The sequence below is a fragment of the Pseudomonas nitroreducens genome (assembly GCF_024170165.1).
GTDB classification, from domain to species: Bacteria; Pseudomonadota; Gammaproteobacteria; order Pseudomonadales; family Pseudomonadaceae; genus Pseudomonas; species Pseudomonas nitroreducens_C.
In genome coordinates, this window is the sequence record NZ_JALJXP010000007.1 from 248,812 (window position 1) to 271,729 (window position 22,918).

The following is a 22,918-nucleotide window of genomic DNA, read 5'->3' on the forward strand; positions in this document are numbered from 1 at the left end:
TCAACCGAAGAACTTCTGGCCGTTCTTGGCCATTTCACGCAGCTTCGCGGTCGGGTGGTACAGCGCACCCAGGTCGGCGTACTGGTCGGCCAGTGCGACGAATTCGGCCACACCGATGGAGTCGATGTAACGCAGGGCACCGCCACGGAAGGGAGGGAAGCCGATGCCGTAGATCAGGCCCATGTCGGCCTCGGCAGCGGTTTCGACGATGCCGTCTTCCAGGCAGCGCACGGTTTCCAGGCACAGCGGGATCATCATGTAGTTGATGATGTCCTCGTCGGTCAGCTCGCGCTGCTCGGTGACGATGGACTTCAGCAGCTCATAAGCCTGCGGGTCGGTGACTTTCTTCGGCTTGCCGCGCTTGTCGGTTTCGTAGGCGTAGAAGCCCTTGCCGTTCTTCTGGCCCAGGCGGTTGGCGTCGTACATCACGTCGACGGCAGTCTTGCCTTCCACCGCCATGCGGTCCGGGAAGCCTTCAGCCATCACGTCGCGGCCGTGGTGGCCGGTGTCGATGCCGACCACGTCGGACAGGTAGGCCGGGCCCATGGGCCAGCCGAACTTCTCCATGATCTTGTCGATGCGCACGAAGTCCACGCCGAAGCCCAGCAGCTTGGAGAAGCCGCCGAAGTACGGGAACAGAACGCGGTTGACCAGGAAGCCGGGGCAGTCATTCACCACGATGGGGTTCTTGCCCATCTTCTTGGCGTAGGCCACGGTGGTGGCAACGGCGACGTCGCTGGACTTCTCGCCGCGGATGACTTCGACCAGCGGCATCATGTGCACCGGGTTGAAGAAGTGCATGCCGACGAAGTTTTCCGGACGCTTGAGCGCCTTGGCCAGCAGGTTGATGGAGATGGTGGAGGTGTTCGATGCGAGGACCGCATCTTCCTTCACTACGCCTTCAACTTCGGCCAGAACGATCTGCTTGACCTTCGGATTCTCGACCACGGCTTCGACGACGATGTCGACGTTGCCGAAGTCGCCGTAGGACATGGTCGGGCGAATGGCGTTCAGGGCCTCGGCCATCTTGGCCGGGGTCATGCGGCCTTTTTCGACGCGCTTGCCCAGCAGCTTCGAGGCTTCGTTCAGACCCATCTGGATACCGTCTTCACGGATATCCTTCATCAGGATCGGAGTGCCCTTGGAAGCGGACTGGTAGGCGATGCCGCCACCCATGATGCCGGCGCCCAGTACGGCGGCCAGTTTCACGTCCTTGGCGATCTCGTCGTACTGCTTGGCCTTCTTCTTCAGGTCCTGGTCGTTGAGGAACAGGCCGATCAGGCTCTGCGCAACCGAGGTCTTGGCCAGTTTCACGAAGCCCTGGGCTTCGATTTCCAGCGCCTTGTCACGACCGAAGTTGGCGGCTTTCTGGATCGACTTGATCGCTTCGACCGGAGCCGGGTAGTTCGGGCCGGCCTGGCCAGCAACGAAGCCCTTGGCGGTTTCGAAGGCCATCATCTGCTCGATGGCGTTCAGCTTGAGCTTTTCCAGCTTCGGCTGACGGCGGGCCTTGTGGTCCAGCTCGCCGGCGATGGCGCGCTTGACCAGGTCCAGAGCGGCGGCTTGCAGCTGCTCCGGAGCCACAACGGCATCGACGGCGCCGACTTTCAGCGCGTCTTCAGCACGGTTTTCCTTGCCCGAGGCGATCCACTCGACTGCGTTGTCGCAGCCAATGATGCGCGGCAGGCGAACGGTGCCGCCGAAGCCCGGGTAGATGCCCAGCTTCACTTCCGGCAGGCCGACCTTGGCGGTGGCGCTCATGACACGGAAGTCGGCAGCCAGGCACATTTCCAGACCGCCGCCCAGGGCGATGCCGTTGATCGCGGCCACGGTCGGAACGTTCAGGTCTTCGAAGTCGCTGAAGATCTTGTTGGCTTCGAGGTTGCCGGCCAGCAGCTCTTCGTCAGGCAGCTTGAAGTTGTCGACGAACTCGGTGATGTCGGCGCCGACGATGAATACGCCCTTGCCGCTGGTCACGATCACGCCCTTGACGGACGCATCGGCCTTGATGGTATCGACTGCTTGGCGCAGTTCATTCAGGGTGAGTCGGTTGAACTTGTTGACGGACTCGCCCTTGAGGTCGAAATTCAGTTCGACGATGCCGCTCTCAAGAGCCTTAACCGTGATGGCTTTACCTTGGTAAATCATCAACTGATCTCCACGCTAGGGAAGCTTGAAATCACACGTCGGACACCGTGTATCGGGACCGTTCGGCAGCGCCGAGGATAGTCCCAAAGCTTGCGGCACACCCGCCGACGCGATAGCCGGGGCGTTCTGTCCGAGTCGTCGCACATGGCAAACGCTCGATTCATACGCCCGTTTGATTTGGGTGCGCCCACCTTCTAGCAAAAGCCAATGCTTGTCAATCGGCGAGACGTAACAGTCGCAAAGCGGCCGGGGCGTCTGGCGCGGACCATTCAGCGCAGCCCTGACGCCCTATTCATCATGCCTATCGTGACAATTGCCACCTGGCACCCTCGTCCCGACAGCCACTGGTCAAACCCCATGGCCCGCGCTAGAGTCGGGCGCAATGGCGATCTGCCTTCTGCCAACGCCGGCAGACGCCTGGAACCTGTGGAAAACAAAACAACAAGAAGCCCATGGCTCCAAGGAGTTGGAACGATGCCCAGCCGTCCGCTCGCGCGTCTGCTGTCTGCGCTCGCGCTCACCGCCCTGCCCCTCATCGCTGCCGCCGACGCCGCCAGCGACCTGCTCAACGTCCACCAGACGCGCCTCTCCGCCCAGCGCAGCCTAGGCGACTTCTTCATGTTCAATGCGATGGAGGGCGACCAGAAGTACGCCAAGATGGTCGAAGCCTCGTCGCAGAGCGCTACCGACGCCCTGGGCAAGCTGGGGGAAATGCCCGGCAACGAATCGAAGAAGCTCAAGAACGAACTGCAGGATGAGTGGAAAGCCTACGCAACCCAGCTGCACACCCTCACCGGCGCGCTGGACAAGAGCGGCTACACCGACCTGCAACCGGTAGCCGACCTCGCCGCGCAGAACCGCAAGCTGCTGGATACCGCCGAGCAGCTCTACGCGAAAATCCAGGAAGAAAGTGGCAGCAAGGTCCCGCCGCTGACCCAGCAGACCCGCGAGCAGAGCTTGCTGATGCAGGACATCGCGGTGGACTACGCCTCGCGCAACGCCTCGGTGGGCGCCAGCTTCTTCGGCGGCGGCGAGGAGCGCCCGCTGGACGATCTGGCCAACCGCTTCGCGATCAACTTGGTGAAGCTGCAGCAGGCGCCACAGACCACGCCGGAGATCGGCCAGGAGCTGCGCGGCGTGGCGATCAAGTGGCGCTACATCGAGAAATCGCTGCAGAACTACAACCAGAACAGCGTGCCCTTCCTGATCAACAAGTACTCCGACCGCATCATCGAGGACCTGGAGAAAGTCTCCGGCCTGTATGCCGCGCAGCAGAGCTGACCGCCTCAGGCATGCTGTTTAAGGAAGCTGGCGACCCGCTCGAGGTCGCTGCTGTCGCCCCGCTCGCCCCAGTACAGCGCGAGGAACTGGGGCGTCGCCTCGACCATGTAGACGTCCTTCGGCAGGCTCGCCAGCGCCTCGGCCAGCTCGGCGGGTGCGTTCGCCTCGCGCCAGCGGTCCAGCCAGACGCCCGGCTCGCTCTGCCAATAGCACCAGGCATCGCGGTTCTTGCCACGGGCACGGTGGTACTGCGCACACTGCCGCGGCGGCTGCCGCTCCAGCCAGTGCGGCCACTCCTGCTGCGCCATCTGCATGGCCAGGCCCAGGCGTCGCGCCTGCAGGCGCAGATCCATCTGCCCGCGCTGGCCGCGCGAGGGGATCAGCCAGGTCAGCGGGCTGAGCACCAATGCGATGAGAAGAATTACCATCCACGTGGTCATATCGGTTATACCGGTCAAACAGGTCAAGCACGGCCATTGGGGCCATACTGATTGATAACGAGTCCCCCGGAGGAGACACTCATGCCCTACCAACACATTCTGGTCGCCGTCGACCTTACCGAAGAGTGCGACCCGGTGATGAAGCGGGCGGTCGCACTGGCCAAGGCCAATGATGCCCGGCTCTCGGCGGTGCATGTGGTCGAGCCCATGGCCATGGCATTCGGCGGCGACGTGCCGATGGACCTGTCGATGCTGCAACAGCAGCAGTTCGACCAGGCCAAGGAACGCCTGCACCAGTTCACCCTCACCTACGCCGAGATCACCAGCTCCCAGTGCCACCTGGTCTACGGCCAGCCGCGCCAGGAAATCCACCGCCTCGCCGATGAACAGGACTGCGACCTGATCGTGGTGGGCAGCCACGGCCGCCACGGCCTCGCCTTGCTGCTGGGCTCCACCGCCAACGACGTGCTGCACGGCGCACCCTGCGATGTCCTTGCCGTGCGCCTGCAGAAAACCAGCTGAAGCTACCCAGATAGAACGACGGGCCCTGCGGGGCCCGTTGCGCTTCAGGCCCCGAGCATGTCCCCGCTCATCAGCAGCGGCCGCACTTTCTGCAGCTGCGCCTCCAGCGAGTAGCTCATGCTCGACGCCATGGAGAAGAAGCTGAGGAAAGCCTTCAGGTTCGAGTCGCCGTCACAGGTCTCGTGAATCCGCTGCCAGAACGCCTGGTTCACCAGCTGCAACTGCTGGAACTGCTTCACCAGCCCCTTCAGCTCCCAATCCGCATGCCGCCCCTCGCGGAAGTTGAAGTACTGGCGCATCAGGTACAGCGACACCGCGCGCAGGATGAACTCCTGGTTGCTGGCGAAGGGCAGGTGCTGCTGCGCCATCGGCTTGAGCTTGCCCAGCAGCGGGCAGGCACTGGTGGCCATGATCACCCCGAGCAGCGCGCGCAGACCCTCTTCCAGCCCCGCGTGCTTGATGTACTCGCGCTCTGGCGTACGGACCTGCACCGAGACCTTCTTGAAGGCCGGCAAACCACGGAAATCCTCGATCACCCGGTGCAGGTCCACCGCCGCAGGGCAGTGGCTGTACTGCGCCGGGTTCAGCGGGCAGTTGCTGCAACGGTTGTTCTCCAGACGCGTCCAGCGCGGGGTCTGGGCGGCTATCTGGGCGTCGTACTGGCGCTCCAGTTCGATGCGGTAACTGAACTCGTGCTCATCATCCAGGGTGATGCGGTACTCGATTGCCATTCGGCCATCCCTAACAGTCTTTGATCAGCGCTACGCACGGGCACACCACCGGACCGAACGGATCACTCTTCCAGTTCGGCCCAGCGTTCGATCAATTGGTCCAGCTCCCCTTGCAGCGACCCCAGGCGATCCAGAACAGCCTGCGCCTCGGTCGGCGGACGCTGGTAGAAAGTCGGCGCTGCGGTTTCTGCTTGCAGCGCAGCCATTTCCGTCTCCAGGGCCTCGATCTGCCCAGGGATGGCTTCCAGTTCGCGTTGCAGCTTGTAGCTCAGCTTCTTCTTCGGTGCCGCCGCTTCCACCGCAGCAGCCGGAGCGGCTACCGGTGCTTCGGCGACAGGTGCGGCGGCCGGCTTGTCGCCCTTCTCCTCACCCACGCCGAGCAACTTGGGCGAGCCGCCCTGGCGCAGCCAGTCCTGGTAGCCGCCGACGAATTCGCGCACGCGCCCCTCGCCTTCGAATACCAGGGTGCTGGTCACCACGTTGTCGAGGAAGGCCCGGTCGTGGCTGACCATCAGCACGGTGCCGTCGAAGGTCAGCAGCACTTCTTCCAGCAGTTCCAGGGTTTCCACGTCCAGATCGTTGGTCGGTTCGTCCAGCACCAGCAGGTTGGCCGGCTTGCTGAACAACTTCGCCAGCAACAGGCGTGCCCGCTCGCCACCGGAGAGCGCTTTCACCGGGGTCCGGGCGCGCTGCGGGGAGAACAGGAAGTCGCCCAGGTAGCTGAGGACGTGGCGATTCTGCCCGTTGATGGTGATGAATTCGCGACCTTCGGAAATGTTGTCGATGACGGTCTTTTCCGGCTCCAGCTGGTGACGCAACTGGTCGAAATAGGCCACTTCCAGTCGGGTGCCTTCCTTGACGCTGCCGGAAGTCGGCTGCAGGTCGCCCAGCAGCAGCTTGAGCAGCGTGGTCTTGCCGGTACCGTTGGCACCGAGCAGGCCGATACGGTCACCGCGCTGCAGGACCAGGGAGAAATCGCGGATCAACGCCGGGCCACCCGGGTGGGCGAATCCGGCTTTCTCGACGACGATCACCTGCTTGCCGGACTTCTCGGCCGTCTCCATCTGGAAGCTGGCCTTGCCCTGGCGCTCACGGCGCTCAGCGCGTTCGTTACGCATCGCCTTCAGCGCACGCACGCGGCCTTCGTTACGGGTACGGCGGGCCTTGATGCCCTGGCGAATCCACACTTCCTCCTGGGCCAGGCGCTTGTCGAACAGTGCATTGGCCGCCTCTTCCGCCGCCAGTTCCTGCTCTTTATGCACGAGGAAGCTGGCGTAGTCGCCGTTCCAGTCGATCAGGTGACCGCGGTCCAGCTCGAGGATGCGGGTGGCCACGGCCTGCAGGAAGGAGCGGTCGTGGGTGATGAACAGCACGGCACCGGGGAAGTCCGCCAGGGCGTTTTCCAGCCAGGCGATGGCACCGATGTCCAGATGGTTGGTCGGTTCGTCCAGCAGCAGCAGGTCGGGCTCGGCCACCAGCGCCTGGGCCAGCAGCACGCGACGGCGCCAGCCGCCGGAAAGCTCCGCAAGGGTCTTGTCGGCCGGCAGCTGCAGGCGGCTCAGGGTGGTGTCCACCAGTTGCCCGAGGCGCCAGCCGTCACGGGCTTCGAGGTCCTGCTGGACGTGCGCCAGCTTGTTCAGGTCCTCTTCGCTCTCGATGTGCATGCTCAGGTGGTGGTAGCGCGCCAGCAGCTCGCCGACCTCGGCCAGGCCCTCGGCGACCACGTCGTAGACGGTGCGGTCGTCGGCGCGCGGCAGCTCCTGCGGCAGCTCGCCGATCTTCAGCGAGGGAGCGCGCCAGATGTCGCCGTCATCGGGTTTCTGCTCGCCCTTGACCAGCTTGAGCATGCTCGACTTGCCGGTGCCGTTGCGGCCGATGATGCAGACCCGCTCACCGCGAGCGATCTGCCAGGACACCTTATCCAGCAGCGGAGTGGTGCCGAAGGCGAGGGACACGTCGGTTAACTTGAGCAGGGTCATGAGGGCATCTTCCGTAAAACAGGGCGCGCAGTTTAAGGGAAAGCGCGGAAAAGTCAGAGGGGGGCGGACAAAGTGCAGAGGCGAGACATTCGTCCGCCTTTGAGCCAGGCAGCCCTGGTGGCGCTTTCACCCCCTGCGCGCAACAGGCTAAGCTACCCGGCAGCGGGCGCGCGCCATTCCTGCGCCCACCGATCATCTTCCCGGAAGAGCCATGCGCGGTCGCCTTTTCTCACTGTTTTCCTGCCTGATCCTCAGCCTGTCCGCTTCGACAGCCAACGCAGCGTCCCTGCCCCAGCAGCGCCAGATGTACGACGAGGCGCAGAAGGCCCTGGCGCGCGGCGACAGCGGCCCGTACTTCAGCTATCAATCGGCACTGGCCGATTATCCGCTGCAGCCGTACCTGGCCTACGACGAACTGACCAGTCGCCTGAAAAGCGCCAGCAACGCCGAGATCGAGCGCTTCATCGAGCAGCACGGCGACCTGCCGCAGATCAACTGGCTGAAACTGCGCTGGATGCGCCAGCTGGCCGATCGCGGCGACTGGAATACCTTCGTGCGTTATTACGACCCGAAGATGAACTTCACCGAACTGGATTGCCTCTACGGCCAGTACCAGCTGGGCCACGGCAACAAGGCCGATGGCTACGCCACCGCCGAGAAGCTCTGGCTGGTCGGCAAGCCGCAGCCTGATGCCTGCGACACAACTTTCGCCATGTGGCAGGCCGACGGCCAGCTCACCGAGGAGAAGGTCTGGAAACGCCTGAAGCTGGCCGCCGAGAAAGGCAACTACAGCCTCGCCACGGTGCTCTCCAAGCGCCTGCCGACCCTCGGCAGCCAGGGTGCGCTGATGGTCAACGTGGCGCAGAACCCTGCGCAGCTGAGCCAGACCACCCGCTTCGGTGCCCGCGACCACGCCACCGCCGATGTGGTCGGCCTGGGCCTGCGCCGCCTCGCCAAGCAGGACCCGGAAAAGGCCATCAGCCTGCTCGACTACTACAGCTCGGTGCTGCCCTTCTCCAGCGACGAGAAAGTCTCCATCGCCCGCGAGATCGGCCTCAGCCTGGCGCGCCGCTATGACCCGCGCGCGCTGCCGATGATGGTCAAGTACGACCCGCAGCTGCGCGACGACACCGTCACCGAATGGCGCCTGCGCCTGCTGCTGCGCCTGGGCCGCTGGGAGGAAGCCTACGAGCTGACCCGCGCCCTGCCACCGTCGCTGGCCGAGACCAACCGCTGGAAATACTGGCAGGCGCGCTCGCTGCAACTGGCACAGCCGCAGAACAAGCAGGCCATCAGCCTGTACCAGCCGGTGGCCGGCGAGCGCGACTTCTACGGCTTCCTCGCTGCCGACCGGATCAACGCGCCCTACCAGCTGAACAACCGTCCGGTGTCGCCGGATGCAGGCACAATGCAACGCGTGCGCAATGCGCCGAGCACCCGCCGCGCCCTGGAGTTCTACGCCCGCGGCGAGATCATCAATGCCCGCCGCGAGTGGTACCACGCGGCCCGCCACCTGAGCCACGACGAGCTGCTGGCCCAGGCAAAGATCGCCTACGACATGCAGTGGTACTTCCCGGCCATTCGCGCGATCAGCCAGGCCAAGTACTGGGACGACCTGGATATCCGCTTCCCCATGGCCTACCGCAACACCCTGGTGCGCGAGGCACGCAACCGCGGCCTGCACTCCAGCTGGGTGTTCGCCATTACCCGCCAGGAAAGCGCCTTCATGTCCGATGCGCGCTCCGGCGTCGGCGCCACCGGCCTGATGCAGCTGATGCCGGCCACCGCCAAGGAAACCTCGAAGAAGTTCGGCATCCCGCTGGCCTCGCCGCAGCAGTTGATCGTGCCGGACGTGAACATCCAGCTTGGCGCCGCCTACCTGAGCCAGGTACACGGCCAGTTCAACGGCAACCGCGTACTCGCCACCGCCGCCTACAACGCCGGTCCCGGCCGAGTGCGCCAGTGGCTGAAGGATGCGCGTCACCTGGCCTTCGACGTCTGGGTAGAGACCATTCCGTTCGACGAGACCCGCTCCTACGTGCAAAACGTGCTGTCGTACGCGGTGATCTACGGGCAGAAACTCAACGCGCCGCAGCCCATCGTCGACTGGCACGAACGCTTCTTCGACGAACTCTGACCCCTCCACCGCCCGGCACTTGCCGGGCGGTCTTCATCCCCTCAAGGAAAAGGAAATTCCATGCGCCAGTCGCTCCTCTCCCTCACCGTCCTGGCCGCCGGCCTGCTCAGTGCCGATCTGGCCCTCGCCGCCTGCGAGAAACCGCGCAACGCCTTCGACAGCGTGTACTGCCTGAGCACCGAATACGCCCAGGTGGACCGCGAGCTGAACAATGAATTCGGCACCCTGCGCAAGATGCTCAACGACGGCCAGAAGGCCGCACTGAAGAAGAGCCAGATCGCCTGGATCAAGGACCGCGACGCCCAGTGCAGCTACGAGCGCGACGGCGGCTACTTCGTCAACCTGCAGTGCGCCGTGGACAAGACCAACGAGCGCCTGGGCGTACTGCGCGAACGTGAGCGCGAGTGCCAGAGCACCGGTTGCGTCGACAGCAAGCTGTAAATCCCGCGTCATCCGGCGCGCCCCTCCGGGCGCGCCGCCTCAGCGTCATTTCAGCGTTACTCCAGCACTTCCACCGGCATGCCCAGCCGCAGCTCGCCGCGATTCTCCGCCACCAGGTTCTGACCGAACAGGGCTTCGCCATTGACGTTGCGGTAGTCCAGCAGGGTCGCCAGCGGCTCACGGGCGGCATCGCGCTCGCCGGTGTGCGGGTCGATGGTGGTGAGGATGCAGCGCGAGCAGGGCTTGGCTACCCGGAAGGTGACCTCGCCGATGCGGATGCGCTTCCAGCCGTCCTCGGCGAAGGGCGCGGCGCCGGTGACCACCAGGTTCGGGCGGAAACGCAGCATCTCCAGCGGGCGGCCGACCTTGGCCGACAGATCGTCCAGCGAGCCCTGGCCGATCAGCAGCAGCGGGAAGCCATCGGCGAAGTGCACGTGCTCACCGGGCTCAGCGTAGGCGGTATCCACCTGCCGCGCGCGCTGCTCGGGCATCTGTACCAGGCGCACCTCTCGACCGAGGAAGGTGCTCAGCCACTGGGCAGCCCCGTCGCCGGCATCCGGCACCTGCAGCATGTCGCGCCAGATCATCACGCCACGCAGATTCTCATCGCTGCCCGGCACTTCGACCAGCAGATCGTCCATGCCCGGAGCGCGCAGGAGCAGCGCGCCGAAACCGTCCTGCCAGCGCGCCTCGATGCGGCCCATCTGCGGCAGCAGGCGCTGGGTCAGGAAGCGGCCGTTGGCAGCCTCCACCACCATCCAGCGTCGGTCACCTTCCAGCCCCAGAGCATCCAGGCGCACGGACCCCAGGGACTCGTAGGCGGTGGACTTGACCGGGTAGCGGTAGAGCTCGCTCAGGCTGTACATCACAGGCTTCCTTTCATGCAGGCGAAAGCGACCTTATACGGCGTGGGACGCGCGTCTAGCAATGGGGGCGCATTTGTCGCGGGCATCACCCGCTCCTACAGACATGCCGGATGCTGCGCAGGGGCCGCGAAGGATTTCGCGGAGAAGCCCCGCTCCTACGAAAGCGACGCGGGGCTCACCCTGTAGGAGCGGGCCATGCCCGCGAACCGTCGGCAAGGCCGACGGTCAGGCATTGCGATCAGGCGGGGACTTTCTGCAGGCGTCGGCGCACCACTTCCACCAACTGGTCCGGCTGGAACTTGGAGAGGAAATCGTCGCAGCCGACCTTCTTCACCATGGCATCGTTGAAGCTGCCCGACAGCGAGGTGTGCAGCACCACATAGAGGTCACGCAGTCGCGGGTCGTTGCGGATCTCGGTGGTCAGCCGGTAACCGTCCATTTCCGGCATCTCGGCGTCGGTGAAGACCATCAGCAGTTTCTCTTCCATGTCCAGGCCTTCGTCCGCCCAGCGCTTGAGCTGTTGCAGCGCGCGCAGACCGTCAGTGGCCACGTGCAGGCGCAGACCAAGCTGACCAAGCGTGTCGCGCAGCTGGGAAATGGCCACGCTGGAGTCATCCACCACCAGCACTTCGCGGCCACGGGTCTGGCTGAGCAGCTTGTCGTCCAGACGGTCGCTGGAGACGCGGGTGTTCATCGGCACGATCTCGGCCAGCACCTTTTCCACGTCGATGATTTCCACCAGGCGGTCTTCCACCTTGGTGATCGCGGTCAGGTAATGCTGGCGGCCGGCCCCACCGGGCGGCGGCTGGATCGACTCCCAGTTGAGGTTGAGGATGCGCTCCACCCCGCCCACCAGGAAGGCCTGCACCGAGCGGTTGTACTCGGTGACGATGATGGTGCTGCTGGCATCCGGGGTCAGCGCGCGCATGCCGATGGCGCGGGACAGGTCGATCACCGGCAGGGTCTGGCCGCGCAGGTTGATGACGCCGCAGATCATCGGGTGGCGCTGCGGGATCAGGGTCAGGCGCGGCAACTGCAGCACTTCCTGCACCTTGAACACGTTGATCGCGAACTGCTGCCGCCCGGCCAGGCGGAAGACCAGGATTTCCAGGCGGTTTTCGCCTACCAGTTGGGTGCGTTGATCGACAGTGTCGAGAATACCGGCCATGCCTGCTCCAGATTCGGAATGAGTCGTGCGGGAACGCTATCGGCCGCCTCTTGCGGAACAAGATACTGGCCGTGCGCCATCATGCACGACTTGCCCGGTCCGGGCCAGACCGCTCAGCCCTTCGGCGTGCCGAGCCGCCCAGTGGCCGAGAGCAGTGGCGAATCCGCCGGCAGGTGCATGGAGAGTGCCGCCGGGCGCACCTCGAAGCGCAGCTTGCGGCCCTCCAGCGGCTCACCATCGAGGTTGACGTCCAGCCCCTCGCGGGCCTCCACCTCGACCCAGGGCACCCGCGCGCGGATGAACACATCCTGGGTGCCGAAACCGCTGCCAAGCAGTGCGCCGAGGGTGCCGACCATGTCCTGCGGGGTCGGCAGGATGCTCACGTCCAGCAGCCCGTCGTCCGCCATCGCCTGCGGGCAGAGCACGTGCCCGCCGCCCGCCTGCCGGCCGTTACCAATGCCCAGGGCAAGGAACTCACCTTCCCAGCTGAAGTCCGGCCCGCTGAAGCGCCCCTGCGCCGCGTGCACCTCAGAGAAACGCGTCAGCCCGGTGAGCAGATAGGCCGCGCCGCCGAGCAGCTTCTTCAGGTCTTCCGGGGTGTTGGCCGTGACCTTCGAGCCGAAGCCACCGGTGGCCATGTTGAGGAATAGCTGCCCATCCACTTCGCCCAGGTCGATGGGCCGTGCCGGCACGTCCAGCAGCGCCAGCGCGGCGGCCGGTTCCAGCGGCACGCCGGCGGCGCGGGCAAAGTCGTTGGCGGTGCCCAGCGGCAGGATGGCCAGGCTGGCCTTGCCGCCGGCCTGGGCCAGCGCCTCGGCGACATCACGCACGGTGCCATCGCCGCCGCCGGCGATCAGCGTCGTGTAGCCCGCCGCCAGCCCCTCCTCCACCAGCCGCCGGGCGTCGCCGCCCTCCCAGGTCACCCGGACATCCAGCGCCCGCCCCGTCTCGCGCGTGGCCAGCACGGCAGCGCGCACCTCTTCGTTGGCGGCTTGCTTGCCATGCAGGATCAGCAGGGCCTTGGGTTGCGTCATGGCGGGTTTCCTCCCGGTTGAGCCATTGGATATGGACTCAGACTAGCGCGAGGGGAATTCCTCCCACTGGATTTGCCGCTCAGGCCGGGTAGCCGGTGATCTCCCGGATGCTCTGGTACAGCGGCTTGAGCTGCTTGTACATGCGCTGGTAGACCTCGCTGTACAGCCGCTCGTAGGTGCGCTGCGCCTCAGGGCGCGGGTGGAAGACATCGCCGACGCGGGTCATGGCGGCGATGGCGCTGGTGAAGTCCGGATAGAGCCCCAGGCCCACCGCACAATCGATGGCCGCGCCCAGGCCGGACGCCTCGTAAACGTGCGGGCGCTCCGCCGGCAGGCCGAAGATGTCGGCGGTGAGCTGCATCGCCGCATCGCTCTGCGAACCGCCGCCGGCCACGCGCAGGCGCTGGATGCGGGTGCCGGAGCGCTTCTCGATGCGTTCCTTGCCCTGGCGCAGGGCGTACGCCAGGCCTTCGAGGATGGCGCGGTAGATATGCGCGCGGGTGTGCACGTCGCCGAAGCCGACTATCGAGCCCTTGGCCTCCAGCCCCGGCTCGCGGATACCCGGCGTCCAGTAGGGTTGCAGCATCAGGCCCATGGAGCCGGCGGGCACACTGTTGACCAGTTCGTCGAACAGTTTCTCCGGCTCGACGCCCAACTCCTGCGCACGCTGCATCTCGCGCAGGCCGAACTCGCGCTTGAACCAGCTGACCATCCAGAAGCCGCGGTAGATCATCACCTCGGTGTTGAAATGATCGGGAATCGCCGCCGGGTACGGCGGGATCAGTGGAATAGTCTCCAGGTAGCGCGAGCGGGTGGTGTTGATGGTCGCGGTGGTGCCGTAGGACAGGCAGGCCACGGTCGGATCGATGGCGCCCGCGCCGAGCACCTCGCAGGCCTTGTCGGCGCCGGCGGCGATCAGCGGCAGGCCCTCGGGAATCCCGGTCAGGCGGCTGGCTTCGGCAGTGATCTCGCCCAGTTTCTCGCCGGGCTTGAACAACTCCGGCAGCTGCTCACGGCGTACATCCAGCGCCTGCCACTTCCAGTCGCGTGGCGCGGCCCACTGCAACTTCTTGTAGTCGAACGGCAGGTAGGCAACGCTGCAGGCGACCGAGTCCACATAACGCCCGCACAGGCGCTGGGTGAGGAAGCCGGACAGTAGCAGCACCTTGTGCGTGCGCTGGTGGATGTCCGGCTGCTGCTGGGCAACCCAGTTCACTTCGGCCTGGGTGCGGAAGTAGTCCACCGCGCCCTGCGCGCCCACCAGCTTGAACAGCCAGCCCCACGGCCCCTTGATCGACCCTTCCAGTTCGGCGCGGCGCTGGTCCAGCCAGATGATCGCCGGGCGCAGCGCCTGACCGGCTTCGTCGACGTGGATCACCGTGCCGCGCTGGGTCGTCAGCGAGACGCCACGGATACGACTGCGGTCGACATCGACGCTGGCCCAGAGGCGTTTGCACGCTTCGCCCAGTTGTTCCCAGTAATAGTCCGGGTGCTGCTCAGCCCAGCCGGGCTGTGAGGAGAAATAGGCCTCCAGCTCGACCTTGCCCTTGCCCACCAGGTTGCCCTGGAGATCGAAGAGCAGCGCGCGCACGCTCTGGGTGCCGTTGTCGATGGCCAGCAGGTAGTTCTTGTTATCCATGGGGCTCTCGTTCCAGGGGGCCGCGGTCAATGCGGCAGGCTGTAGCAGCGTTGCCACAAGGCCAGGTAGTCCAGTTCTTCGCGTTTCCAGCGCGCGTCGTCCCAGCCCAGGCGTGGCTGGCACAGCGCGCGAATCCTCGGCAGCTCGTGGGCGCCGCCGTCGGCCAGCAGCAGGCCGATGCGGGTACGGCGCAACATCAGGTCGTCCAGGTGCAGCACCAACTCGCCTTCCGCCGCCCAGGCCAGTTCGGCCCAGAGTGAATCGGTATGGCCGATGCACTCGCTGCCCACGGTTTTCAGTACCCGCGCCAGCTCCGGCAATGCGCGGCCATGACGACCGCGCAGACGGGCCTGCTGCGGCGGTGTCAGCCCGGGCAGATCAACCGCTTCGACAGGTTCGAAGACCTGTTCTCCCGCCGCTTCCAGCGCGCGCTCCAGCATCGGTGCGCAGGCGGCGAGCACCTCCAGCGCCAGCAGGCGGAAGGTGGTGAGCTTGCCGCCGGCCAGGGTCACGCAGCCGGGCTCGACCCACAGCGCATGTTCGCGTTTCTCGTCGGATGGCTTGAGCGATGGCGCGCCATCACTGACCACCGGGCGCACACCGGCCCAGGTGGAGCGCACATCCGCCGCGCTGATCTGGGCAGACGGGAACTGCTGTGCGCAGGCCGCCAGCAGGTAATCCACTTCCTCACGGCTGATGGCGGCGTCGTCATCCAGCGGGTCGCGGTGGTCGAGATCGGTGGTGCCGACCACGGTCGCGCCCTCCCAGGGGAAGACGAACACCGGGCGCTGGTCCTGCCCGTGCATGAAGCTGAAGGCGTGGGCGACCGGCAGGCGCCAGGCCGGCAGCAACAGGTGGCTGCCGCGCAGCGGGCGGATGTGCTCGCTGCCGTGCTTCTGCCGCAGGGCATCGGCCCAGGCACCGGTGGCCAGCGCCACGGCGCGGGCGCGGAAGTTGAAACGCTGGCCGCTTTCGCTGTCCTCGGCGACCAAGCCTTGCACGCGACCTTCGCGGCGATCCAGTTCGATCACCTTCAGGCCATTCAACGCTTCGCCACCTTCGCCGCGCGCTTCACCGAGTACGCGCATCACCAGACGAGCGTCATCCGTCACGGCGTCCTGGAAGCGGGTTCCACCCAGCAGGCGATCTTCCTTCAAGCCGGGCGCCAGGTAGCGCAGCTCCTCCAGGCGATAGAACAGATGATTGCGCCGCCCCGCCAGCGCGTCGTACAGCGACAGCAACGTGCCGAACACCCGCGGGCCGGGGAAGCCGCCCTGGTAGTGCGGCATGATGAAGCTCAGCGGATCGACCAGCCCCGCGGCCTCGCCGAGCAGGCGCTGGCGCTCGCGCACCGAGTCGCGGGTCAGGCCGAACTGGCCCTTGGCGATGTAGCGCAGGCCGCCATGGACCATCTTCGACGAGCGACTGGAGGTCCCCCAGGCGAAGTCACGCTGCTCGATCAGCAGGCAACGCCAGCCGCGCCGCGCCGCTTCGCGGAGGATGCCGGCGCCGGTGATGCCGCCGCCGACCACGATCAGGTCCCAGTCACGCGCCGCCAGTTCCGGCAGCGCCTGGGCGCGCCATGCCGCATTCCAGGCCATGGATTCAGTCCTGCAGCAGGGTGCCGGGGTTCAGCCGGCCGGACGGGTCGAAATGCCCGGCCAGCGCCTTGATCGCGGCCATGCCCAGCGGCCCCTTCTCCACCGGCAGGTAAGGCGCGTGATCCTTGCCCACGCCATGCTGGTGGCTGATGGTGCCGCGATTGTGGGCGATGGTCTGGCTGGCGGCATGCTTGAGCTTGCGCCAGCGCTCGTGTGTCTGCGCATAGCTGGCGGCCGGGCGGAACACGTAGGTGGTGTAGATGCTCGACCCTTCGCCGTAGACATGGGACAGATGAGTGAATACGTGCACCCGCTCGCCCTCGGCGGCCAGGCCGTCGCGCAGGCTGGCTTCGATGCGGTTCAGCAGGTTGTCGACGTTGGACCAGTCGGTGGCGGTTTCCAGGGTGTCGACCACGTAGCCGTTCTCCCACAGCGCCTCGCGCAGGTAGGGGAAGCGGAAGCGGTTCTGCGCCCATTTCCTGCCCAGCAGGGTGCCGGTGAACACACCGCCGAATGCCTTGAGGATGCGCCGCGCGGCACGCAACGAAGTCGCGTTCTGCGCGCGGTCGCCGGTGACGCCGAAGGTCAGCATGCACTTGCCCTCGGCCGCGCCGCGCAGTTTCAGGTAGCGCTCCAGCCAGGCAATCTGCCCCGGATGGCCGGCCAGCGCGAGCTGGGTGGTGGTCTCCACGGCATTGGACAGGCGCAGCATGGACAACGGCACGCGCGCCTGGGTCAGGGTGCGGATGCCTTCCAGCGCCTGCTCCCAGGATGGCAGGAACACCGCGTAGAAACGCTCGTCCTCGGCGATGCGGGTGACCCGCACTTTCACTGAAGAAAGAATGCCGAAGCGGCCTTCGGAGCCCATCACCATTTCGCGAAGGTCGGGGCCGGCGGAGGATGCCGGGAAGGTCGGGATCTCCAGGCTGCCGGCGAAGGTTTCCAGGGTGCCGCCGGCGAACAGTTGCTCGATGCGCCCGTAGCGCAGCGACTGCTGGCCGCTGGAGCGGCTGGCGACCCAGCCGCCGAGGGTGGAGAGCTCCCAGGACTGCGGGAAGTGGCCGAGGGTATAGCCTCGGGCGCGCAGCTGGCTTTCCACCTGCGGGCCATTGGCGCCGGGACCGAAGGTGGCGATCAGGCTCTGCTCGTCCAGCTCCAGCAGGCGGCTCATGTGCTCCAGGGAAATGGTGAGCACAGCCTTGTCGGAGGTCGGCGGGTTGATGTGCCCAGCCACCGAGGTGCCACCGCCGTAGGGGATCACCAGGCAGTCCCAGAGCTCGGCGAACTTCAGCAGCTCGCGGATCTGCTCGGCGGTCTGCGGGTAGGCCACGCCATCGGGGAATACGCCGAAGTCGCCTTCGCGCATCGCCAGCCAGTCCGGCAGGCTCTGGCCGCGAGCGTGCAGCAGGCGGTCGCGGGCTTCGCGCACCACCAGCGGATGCTCGGGCAGGCGCGACGCCGGCACCTTGGCCAGCACCTGCTCCAGCGTCGCGTCCGGCAGCGTCAGGCCAGGGCCAACCAGTTCGGCAAGAAATGCGCGCCCGTTATCGGGCAATTCCACCACCGTCGTTTCTTCACCCCAGCCGTTCCAGCGTCGCATGCCCGCTCCTTTTATTCAGGGTCTGTCTTGGCTATTTCAGTGCCGCTTGATGGCTGCCTATACTAGCCAGCCGCCCTGCCCTGTCACTGTCGGATCAAGACAGGCGCAGTTGCCGATCGAGACACCCAGAACAAGAACTCACGCCATGCATTCCCTCGGCTACACCTCCGTCCCCGCACTGCTGAAATACCTGCGCCACGCTGAGTCCCTCGGCATGGACCTGGACGTCGCCCTCCAGGCGGCTGGCCTGGAGCGCTCGCAACTGAGCGACAACAGCCAGCGCCTGCCCAGCGAGGCCCACGAGCGCCTGCTGCAGCATCTGTGCGCGCACTCGGGCGATCCGCTGTTCGGCCTGCATTCCGCACGCTTCGTGCAGCCGGGCTCATGGAGCGTACTGGGCTACATCACCATGAACTGCGCCAACCTGGGCGAAGCCATGGGCCGCATCATTCCCTACGAGAAGCTGGTCGGCGACATGGGTGTCAGTCGCCTGGAGCCCGGCGCGGATCACATCAAGCTGATCTGGAACTGCCGCCACGAGGCCGCGCAGATCCGCCGGCACATGGTGGAGAACGTGCTGGCGTCCTGGCTGCTCTATGCGCGCTGGATCGCCGACACCAATGGCTCGCCGCAGGAAGTCTGGTTCGAGCACGCGCAGCCCGAGGGCGCCGATGTCGCCGAATACGAGCAGCTGTTCGGCTGCCCGGTGCGCTTCGAGCAACCCTTCAGCGCCCTGCTGGTGCCCCTGCAGTTGCTCAGCTATCCACTGCGCCAGGCCGACGCCAACCTCCTGCGCACCCTGGAAGAGCACGCCCTGGCGCTGATGGCCGAACTGGACGACGACGAGCCGCTGCCGCTGCGGGTGAAGAACGCCCTGCGCCTGCTGCTCAAGGATGGCCTGCCGCGCAAGGAGCGCGTCGCCGAGCGTTTCGAAATGACCGTGCGTACCCTGCAGCGCCATCTGCAGCAGGCCGGCACCAGTTATCAGCAGATCCTCGACGAGCTGCGCCAGGAACTGGCCGAGCACTACCTGGTGCACAGTGACCTGCCGATCCAGGACATCGCCCAGTACCTGGGTTTCACCGAGTCGCGCTCGTTCCACCGCAGCTTCAAGGGCTGGACCGACCAGACGCCCGGCGAGTATCGCCAGCAGCATAAAAAAACGCCGGTCTGAGACCGGCGTTTTTCATCGAGCCATGCAGCGGTTTGGCTTCAGGCCGGCCTGTCGGCCGGATCGCGGATGAATCCGCTCCTACAAATGCACCGGCGCCACGCCGTATCTGTAGGAGCGAGCTTGCTCGCGAACCGCCTCACACCGAAGCTCAGCGCGCGGAATGTTCGCGAGCAAGGACTGGGCGTCCCCCTCACTTCCACAAAGGCAGGCTCAGTCGAGCAGTTCGCTGAACGGAATGAAGGTCAGCCCATCGCCTTCGGCCAGCGTCGTCCCCTCGCGCACTTCCGCCAGCCCTTCGGCCCAGGCGGCGCTGCGCAGTACGCCGGAGCTCTGGTTGGCATAGGGCACCGCACGACCGTTCTCCAGACGCGCTCGCAGGTACTCGCGGCGATTGCCCGGCTTGGTCCAGTTGAACCCGGCCGGCACCTGCAGGCGCAGCGGCTCGACCTTCTGCATGCCGAGGCGGCGCATCAGGTACGGCCGCGCCAGCAGCGCAAAAGTCACCAGGGTGGAGGCGGGATTGCCCGGCAGGCCGATCACCGGCACCTGCTGGTAGTGGCCGACGGTCAGCGGCTTGCCCGGCTTGATCGCCAGTTTCCACAGCGCCAGCTCGCCCGCTTCACGCAGGGCCGCCCCGAGGAAGTCCGCCTCGCCGACTGAAACGCCGCCGGTTGAGAGGATCAGGTCGACGTTCGACAAACCGGCCAGGGCCGCACGGGTACGTTCCAGGTCGTCCGGGAGGATGCCCGCGTCCACCACTTCGCAACCAAAGCGCAGCAGCCAGGTGCGCAGCAGGTGGCGGTTGCTGTTGTAGATCTGCCCGAGCGCCAGCGGTTGGCCCGGCTCCACCAGTTCATCACCGGTGGACAGCAGCGCCACGCGTGGACGCCGGCGCACCTTCAGCTCTGCGTGGCCGAGCGAAGCGGCGAGGCCGATCTCGATCGGCCCCAGTCGCGTGCCGGCGGGCAGCACGCAATCGCCCTTGCGGGTTTCCTGGCCTTGCGGACGGATGTGCTGGCCGGCTTCCAGCGCTTCGACGAAGCGCACACGACCGTCCTCCAGCACCGTGACGTTTTCCTGCATCTCGACGCAATCAGCGCCTTGCGGCACCGGCGCGCCAGTGAAGATGCGCACGCAGGTGCCCGGCAGCAGCGGCTCGCCTGCCTGCCCGGCGAAGATTTTCTGGCTGACCGGCAGCGCCTCGCCCTGCCAGTCGGCCAGGCGCAGGGCGTAGCCGTCCATGGCGCTGTTCGGCCACGGCGGCAGGTCCAGCCCGGCCAGCAGCGGTTCGGCCAGCACTCGGCCGTCGGCCTCGCTCAGCAGCAGGACTTCGGTATCGCGGATCGGCGACTGCTCCGCCAGGCTCAGCAGACGCGCCAGGGCGTCTTCGACCGGCAGCAGGCCGGGTTTGTCGCAGCAGCTCATCCGCGGCTCTCGCAGGGCGCCGCCTTCTTCAGGTGCGGGACGAAGTTGCACGGACGATGGCTGGCGTCCAGTTGCTCGCCGAGGATGCCATCCCAGGCGGTGCGGCAGGCATTGGTGGAGCCCGGCAGGCAGCAGACCAGGGTGCCGTTGGAGAGGCCGGCCAGGGCGCGGGACTGCACGGTGGAGGTACCGATGTCGGCCACGGAAATCTGCCGGAACAGCTCGCCGAAACCGTCCACCACCTTGTCCAGCAGGCAGGTCACGGCCTCCGGAGTGCTGTCGCGGCCAGTGAAGCCGGTGCCGCCGGTAACCAGCACTACCTGCACTTCGTCCTCGGCGATCCAGGTCGCGACCTGGGCGCGGATACGGTAGAGGTCATCCTTGAGCAGAACGCGGGCGGCCAGGTTGTGGCCGGCGGCCTTCAGGCGGTCGACGAACAGCTGGCCGGAGGTGTCGGTTTCCAGGGTGCGGGTGTCGCTGACGGTGAGGACGGCGATGTTCAGCGGGACGAATGGCTGCTCGGCCTTGTGGCTCATGATGAGGGCCCTTGCTTGTGAGGTTGGAATGCGCGGTGTTATATCACAGGCCCGCCCCGGAGACCCTGACATGCCACAAGCCCCGCTGCCCCTCTGTTCCGTCCTGATTCTCGCCGGTGGACGCGGCCAGCGCATGGGCGGCCAGGACAAGGGCCTGCTGGAGTGGCAGGGGCGCCCGCTGGTGAGCTATGCCGCCGCGCTCGCGCGCCCCTTCAGCGACGACCTGATCATCTCCTGCAACCGCAACGCGGACATCTACGCCGGCTTCGCCGACCGCCTGGTGCAGGACGACAGCACGGACTTTCCCGGACCGCTGGCCGGCATCCGCGCCGGGCTGGCCGTCGCCCGCCACTCCCATCTGCTGGTGCTGCCCTGCGATGCGCCGCTGCTGGACGCCGACCTGCTGGAACGCCTGCTGCGCGCATCCGCCGCAGTGCCGGGCGTCGTGCACATGCTGCGCTGCGGTACGCAGTGGGAGCCGCTGTTCAGCATCATCCCCGTGGTGCTGCGTGCCCGGATACAAGAAGCCTGGGACCAGGGCGACCGCAGCCCGCGCCATGTGTTCTCGAACCTGGGCCTGCAGGCGGTGGACTGCCCCGCCAATGATCCACGGCTGGCCAACCTGAATACCCCGGAGCTGCTCTATCGTGCCCGATAGCGACAGGGTCGAAAATTTTCCGGGAACTATGCTGCAAGGCACCCGGTCAGACTTTTCGTACTTTTTAGTTCGCCCATCAGGAGATTCACCCATGAACAAACGGATGCTTCCCGCCTTCCTGCTCGCCCTGGGCTTTAGCGTGCTCGCTGGTTGCTCCACGCCGTCCGTCATCACCCTGAACGATGGACGCGAGATTCAGTCGGTCGACAAACCCAAGTACGATGATGAATCCGGCTTCTATGAGTTCGAACAGCTGGATGGCAAAACCGCCCGTGTGAACAAGGATCAGGTACGGACCGTCAAGGACCTCTGATTCTCCCGGTGGTGAAAACGCCCCGCAGGCCCTGATCGGTCTGCGGGGCGTTCGCGTTTTCCCGGGGGGCGAAAAGTTTTTTCAAAAATTTTTCGCTAACCCCTTGTGCGTCAAAAGTTTTTCGGTAGAATGCGCGCCAACAAACGGAGCGTAGCGCAGCTTGGTAGCGCGTCTCGTTCGGGACGAGAAGGTCGCTGGTTCGAATCCAGTCGCTCCGACCAAATCCCGAAAAACCCGCCTGACGGCGGGTTTTTTATTGCCTGCGATTTTTCCTCAGACGAAGAATTCGAAGACACAAGAAAGCCCGTCCACCGGATGGGCTTTTTCATGGGCGAATCAGAGCTGCCCGGACTTGCGCAGCGCGACCTGCGACAGGGCACTCCAGTCCAGCTCGCCATCACCGTGGGCGATGGCTTCGAGCAGGTTGTCACGCAGGAGGCTGGCGAGCGGCAGCGGAACCCGCTGTTCATGCCCGGCCGACAGCGCCAGACCGACATCCTTGAGCCCCAGCACCAGGCGGAAGCCGGCCGGATCGAAACGCTGCTCGGCGATCTGCGCACCGTAGTTGCGGTAAACCGGTGCGTTGAACAGGGTGTTGCCCATGATCTCCATGAACTCGCCCGGCGCCACGCCGTAGGTTTTCACCAGCGCTGCACTCTCCCCCATTGCCTCGATGGCGCTGGCGATCATGAAGTTGCCGGCAATCTTCACCGCAACGGCACGCAGCGGGTCGTCACCCAGCGGCCAGGTCTTCTGCCCCAGCACATCGAGAACCGGTTGCGCCCTGGCGATGGCGGCTTCGGGGCCAGCAGCCAGGATGTTCAGCTTGCCGGCGGCGGCGACATCGGTGCGACCGAATACCGGCGCGGCGACGAACTCGACGCCCTGCTCGCGGTGCAGCTCGATCAGCTCGCCGACAAAGGCGGTGGACAGCGTGGCCATGCTCAGGTGAACCAGACCTGCCCGGGCCGAAGCCAGGGCGCCGCTGTCGAGCAGCACGGCGCGGGTGGAGGCATCGTCGGCCAGCATGGAGATCACCAGCTCGACATCGAACGCCTGCACGGGGCTGGTGGCGGCGATGGCGCCCAGCTCGACCAGCGGCTCGGCGGCGCCGGGAGAGCGGTTCCACACGACGACCTGATGCCCGGCCTTGATGAGGTTGGCAGCCATGGCAGCACCCATGCCGCCCAGTCCGAGAAATCCGATCTTCATTGCAATGCGCCTC

Annotated in this window: 20 protein-coding genes and 1 tRNA gene; 8 read left to right on the top strand and 13 right to left on the bottom strand. The window is 65.9% G+C overall.

The features are described from left to right. On the bottom strand, positions 1-2,148 hold the full coding sequence (gene fadB, locus J2T47_RS16260; RefSeq protein WP_253448742.1) for a fatty acid oxidation complex subunit alpha FadB: 2,148 nt from the start codon (positions 2,146-2,148) through the stop codon (positions 1-3). 474 nt (positions 2,149-2,622) lie between these two features. Here fadB and J2T47_RS16265 point away from each other — a divergent pair, with 474 nt between their 5' ends. After that, positions 2,623-3,429, top strand: coding sequence for a hypothetical protein (locus J2T47_RS16265; protein WP_253448744.1), 807 nt, complete (start codon positions 2,623-2,625; stop codon positions 3,427-3,429). Positions 3,430-3,434: 5 nt separating this feature from the next. Here the strand turns inward: J2T47_RS16265 and J2T47_RS16270 are convergent, their stop codons facing one another. Continuing rightward, the gene (locus J2T47_RS16270) at positions 3,435-3,869 is read right to left on the bottom strand and encodes a hypothetical protein (protein ID WP_253448747.1); all 435 of its coding nucleotides are present in this window, start codon (positions 3,867-3,869) and stop codon (positions 3,435-3,437) included. A gap of 81 nt (positions 3,870-3,950) precedes the next feature. Between J2T47_RS16270 and J2T47_RS16275 the strand changes: the two genes are divergently transcribed. Further along, on the top strand, positions 3,951-4,391 hold the full coding sequence (locus J2T47_RS16275) for a universal stress protein (RefSeq protein WP_024766849.1): 441 nt from the start codon (positions 3,951-3,953) through the stop codon (positions 4,389-4,391). 44 nt (positions 4,392-4,435) lie between these two features. On the opposite strand, the gene J2T47_RS16280 is transcribed toward J2T47_RS16275, so the two are convergent. Together J2T47_RS16280 and J2T47_RS16285 are read right to left on the bottom strand one after the other, a co-directional pair. Continuing rightward, positions 4,436-5,122 (bottom strand): DUF6901 family protein, encoded by a 687-nt coding sequence (locus tag J2T47_RS16280; protein WP_081519440.1) that lies wholly within the window; start codon positions 5,120-5,122, stop codon positions 4,436-4,438. A 62-nt stretch (positions 5,123-5,184) separates the two neighbouring features. After that, the gene (locus J2T47_RS16285) at positions 5,185-7,101 is read right to left on the bottom strand and encodes an ATP-binding cassette domain-containing protein (RefSeq protein WP_253448749.1); all 1,917 of its coding nucleotides are present in this window, start codon (positions 7,099-7,101) and stop codon (positions 5,185-5,187) included. Between the two features lie 211 nt (positions 7,102-7,312). Between J2T47_RS16285 and J2T47_RS16290 the strand changes: the two genes are divergently transcribed. Then, complete coding sequence (locus tag J2T47_RS16290) at positions 7,313-9,238, top strand: transglycosylase SLT domain-containing protein (RefSeq protein ID WP_253448751.1); 1,926 nt, start codon at positions 7,313-7,315, stop codon at positions 9,236-9,238. 60 nt (positions 9,239-9,298) lie between these two features. Then, complete coding sequence (locus tag J2T47_RS16295) at positions 9,299-9,679, top strand: lysozyme inhibitor LprI family protein (protein ID WP_253448754.1); 381 nt, start codon at positions 9,299-9,301, stop codon at positions 9,677-9,679. 56 nt (positions 9,680-9,735) lie between these two features. Here J2T47_RS16295 and J2T47_RS16300 read toward each other — a convergent pair whose 3' ends face one another. The 6 genes from J2T47_RS16300 to J2T47_RS16325 all read right to left on the bottom strand — a co-directional run bounded on the left by J2T47_RS16300 (position 9,736) and on the right by J2T47_RS16325 (position 17,587). Then, the gene (locus J2T47_RS16300; RefSeq protein WP_253448756.1) at positions 9,736-10,545 is read right to left on the bottom strand and encodes an MOSC domain-containing protein; all 810 of its coding nucleotides are present in this window, start codon (positions 10,543-10,545) and stop codon (positions 9,736-9,738) included. A 238-nt stretch (positions 10,546-10,783) separates the two neighbouring features. Beyond that, positions 10,784-11,713, bottom strand: a complete 930-nt coding sequence (locus J2T47_RS16305; protein ID WP_253448759.1) for a chemotaxis protein CheV — start codon at positions 11,711-11,713, stop codon at positions 10,784-10,786. A gap of 113 nt (positions 11,714-11,826) precedes the next feature. Further along, on the bottom strand, positions 11,827-12,747 hold the full coding sequence (yegS, locus tag J2T47_RS16310) for a lipid kinase YegS (RefSeq protein WP_253448762.1): 921 nt from the start codon (positions 12,745-12,747) through the stop codon (positions 11,827-11,829). Between the two features lie 79 nt (positions 12,748-12,826). After that, positions 12,827-14,386, bottom strand: a complete 1,560-nt coding sequence (locus J2T47_RS16315) for an FGGY-family carbohydrate kinase (RefSeq protein WP_253448765.1) — start codon at positions 14,384-14,386, stop codon at positions 12,827-12,829. Positions 14,387-14,412: 26 nt separating this feature from the next. After that, entirely contained in the window at positions 14,413-15,987 is a 1,575-nt protein-coding gene (locus J2T47_RS16320; RefSeq protein ID WP_253448768.1) for a glycerol-3-phosphate dehydrogenase/oxidase, read from the bottom strand. Between the two features lie 4 nt (positions 15,988-15,991). Next, positions 15,992-17,587, bottom strand: coding sequence for an FAD-binding oxidoreductase (locus tag J2T47_RS16325; protein ID WP_253448771.1), 1,596 nt, complete (start codon positions 17,585-17,587; stop codon positions 15,992-15,994). A gap of 145 nt (positions 17,588-17,732) precedes the next feature. Here J2T47_RS16325 and gliR point away from each other — a divergent pair, with 145 nt between their 5' ends. Next, complete coding sequence (gliR, locus tag J2T47_RS16330) at positions 17,733-18,761, top strand: AraC family transcriptional regulator GliR (protein ID WP_253448774.1); 1,029 nt, start codon at positions 17,733-17,735, stop codon at positions 18,759-18,761. Positions 18,762-18,971: 210 nt separating this feature from the next. Here the strand turns inward: gliR and J2T47_RS16335 are convergent, their stop codons facing one another. Both J2T47_RS16335 and moaB read right to left on the bottom strand, forming a co-directional pair. After that, positions 18,972-20,186 (bottom strand): molybdopterin molybdotransferase MoeA, encoded by a 1,215-nt coding sequence (locus J2T47_RS16335; protein WP_253448777.1) that lies wholly within the window; start codon positions 20,184-20,186, stop codon positions 18,972-18,974. After that, positions 20,183-20,722, bottom strand: coding sequence for a molybdenum cofactor biosynthesis protein B (gene moaB / locus J2T47_RS16340; protein ID WP_081519428.1), 540 nt, complete (start codon positions 20,720-20,722; stop codon positions 20,183-20,185). The genes J2T47_RS16335 and moaB overlap by 4 nt, the downstream gene beginning before the upstream one ends. A 70-nt stretch (positions 20,723-20,792) precedes the next feature. On the opposite strand from moaB, the gene mobA reads away from it, so the two are divergent. From mobA to J2T47_RS16355, 3 genes are all read left to right on the top strand, one after another. Further along, positions 20,793-21,380, top strand: a complete 588-nt coding sequence (gene mobA / locus J2T47_RS16345; protein ID WP_253448780.1) for a molybdenum cofactor guanylyltransferase MobA — start codon at positions 20,793-20,795, stop codon at positions 21,378-21,380. Between the two features lie 91 nt (positions 21,381-21,471). Beyond that, positions 21,472-21,693 (top strand): YgdI/YgdR family lipoprotein, encoded by a 222-nt coding sequence (locus J2T47_RS16350; RefSeq protein ID WP_253448783.1) that lies wholly within the window; start codon positions 21,472-21,474, stop codon positions 21,691-21,693. A 144-nt stretch (positions 21,694-21,837) separates the two neighbouring features. Continuing rightward, positions 21,838-21,914: transfer RNA gene (locus J2T47_RS16355), tRNA-Pro, on the top strand. 115 nt (positions 21,915-22,029) lie between these two features. Here the strand turns inward: J2T47_RS16355 and J2T47_RS16360 are convergent. Further along, on the bottom strand, positions 22,030-22,905 hold the full coding sequence (locus J2T47_RS16360; RefSeq protein ID WP_253448786.1) for an NAD(P)-dependent oxidoreductase: 876 nt from the start codon (positions 22,903-22,905) through the stop codon (positions 22,030-22,032). Positions 22,906-22,918: the final 13 nt, after the last annotated feature.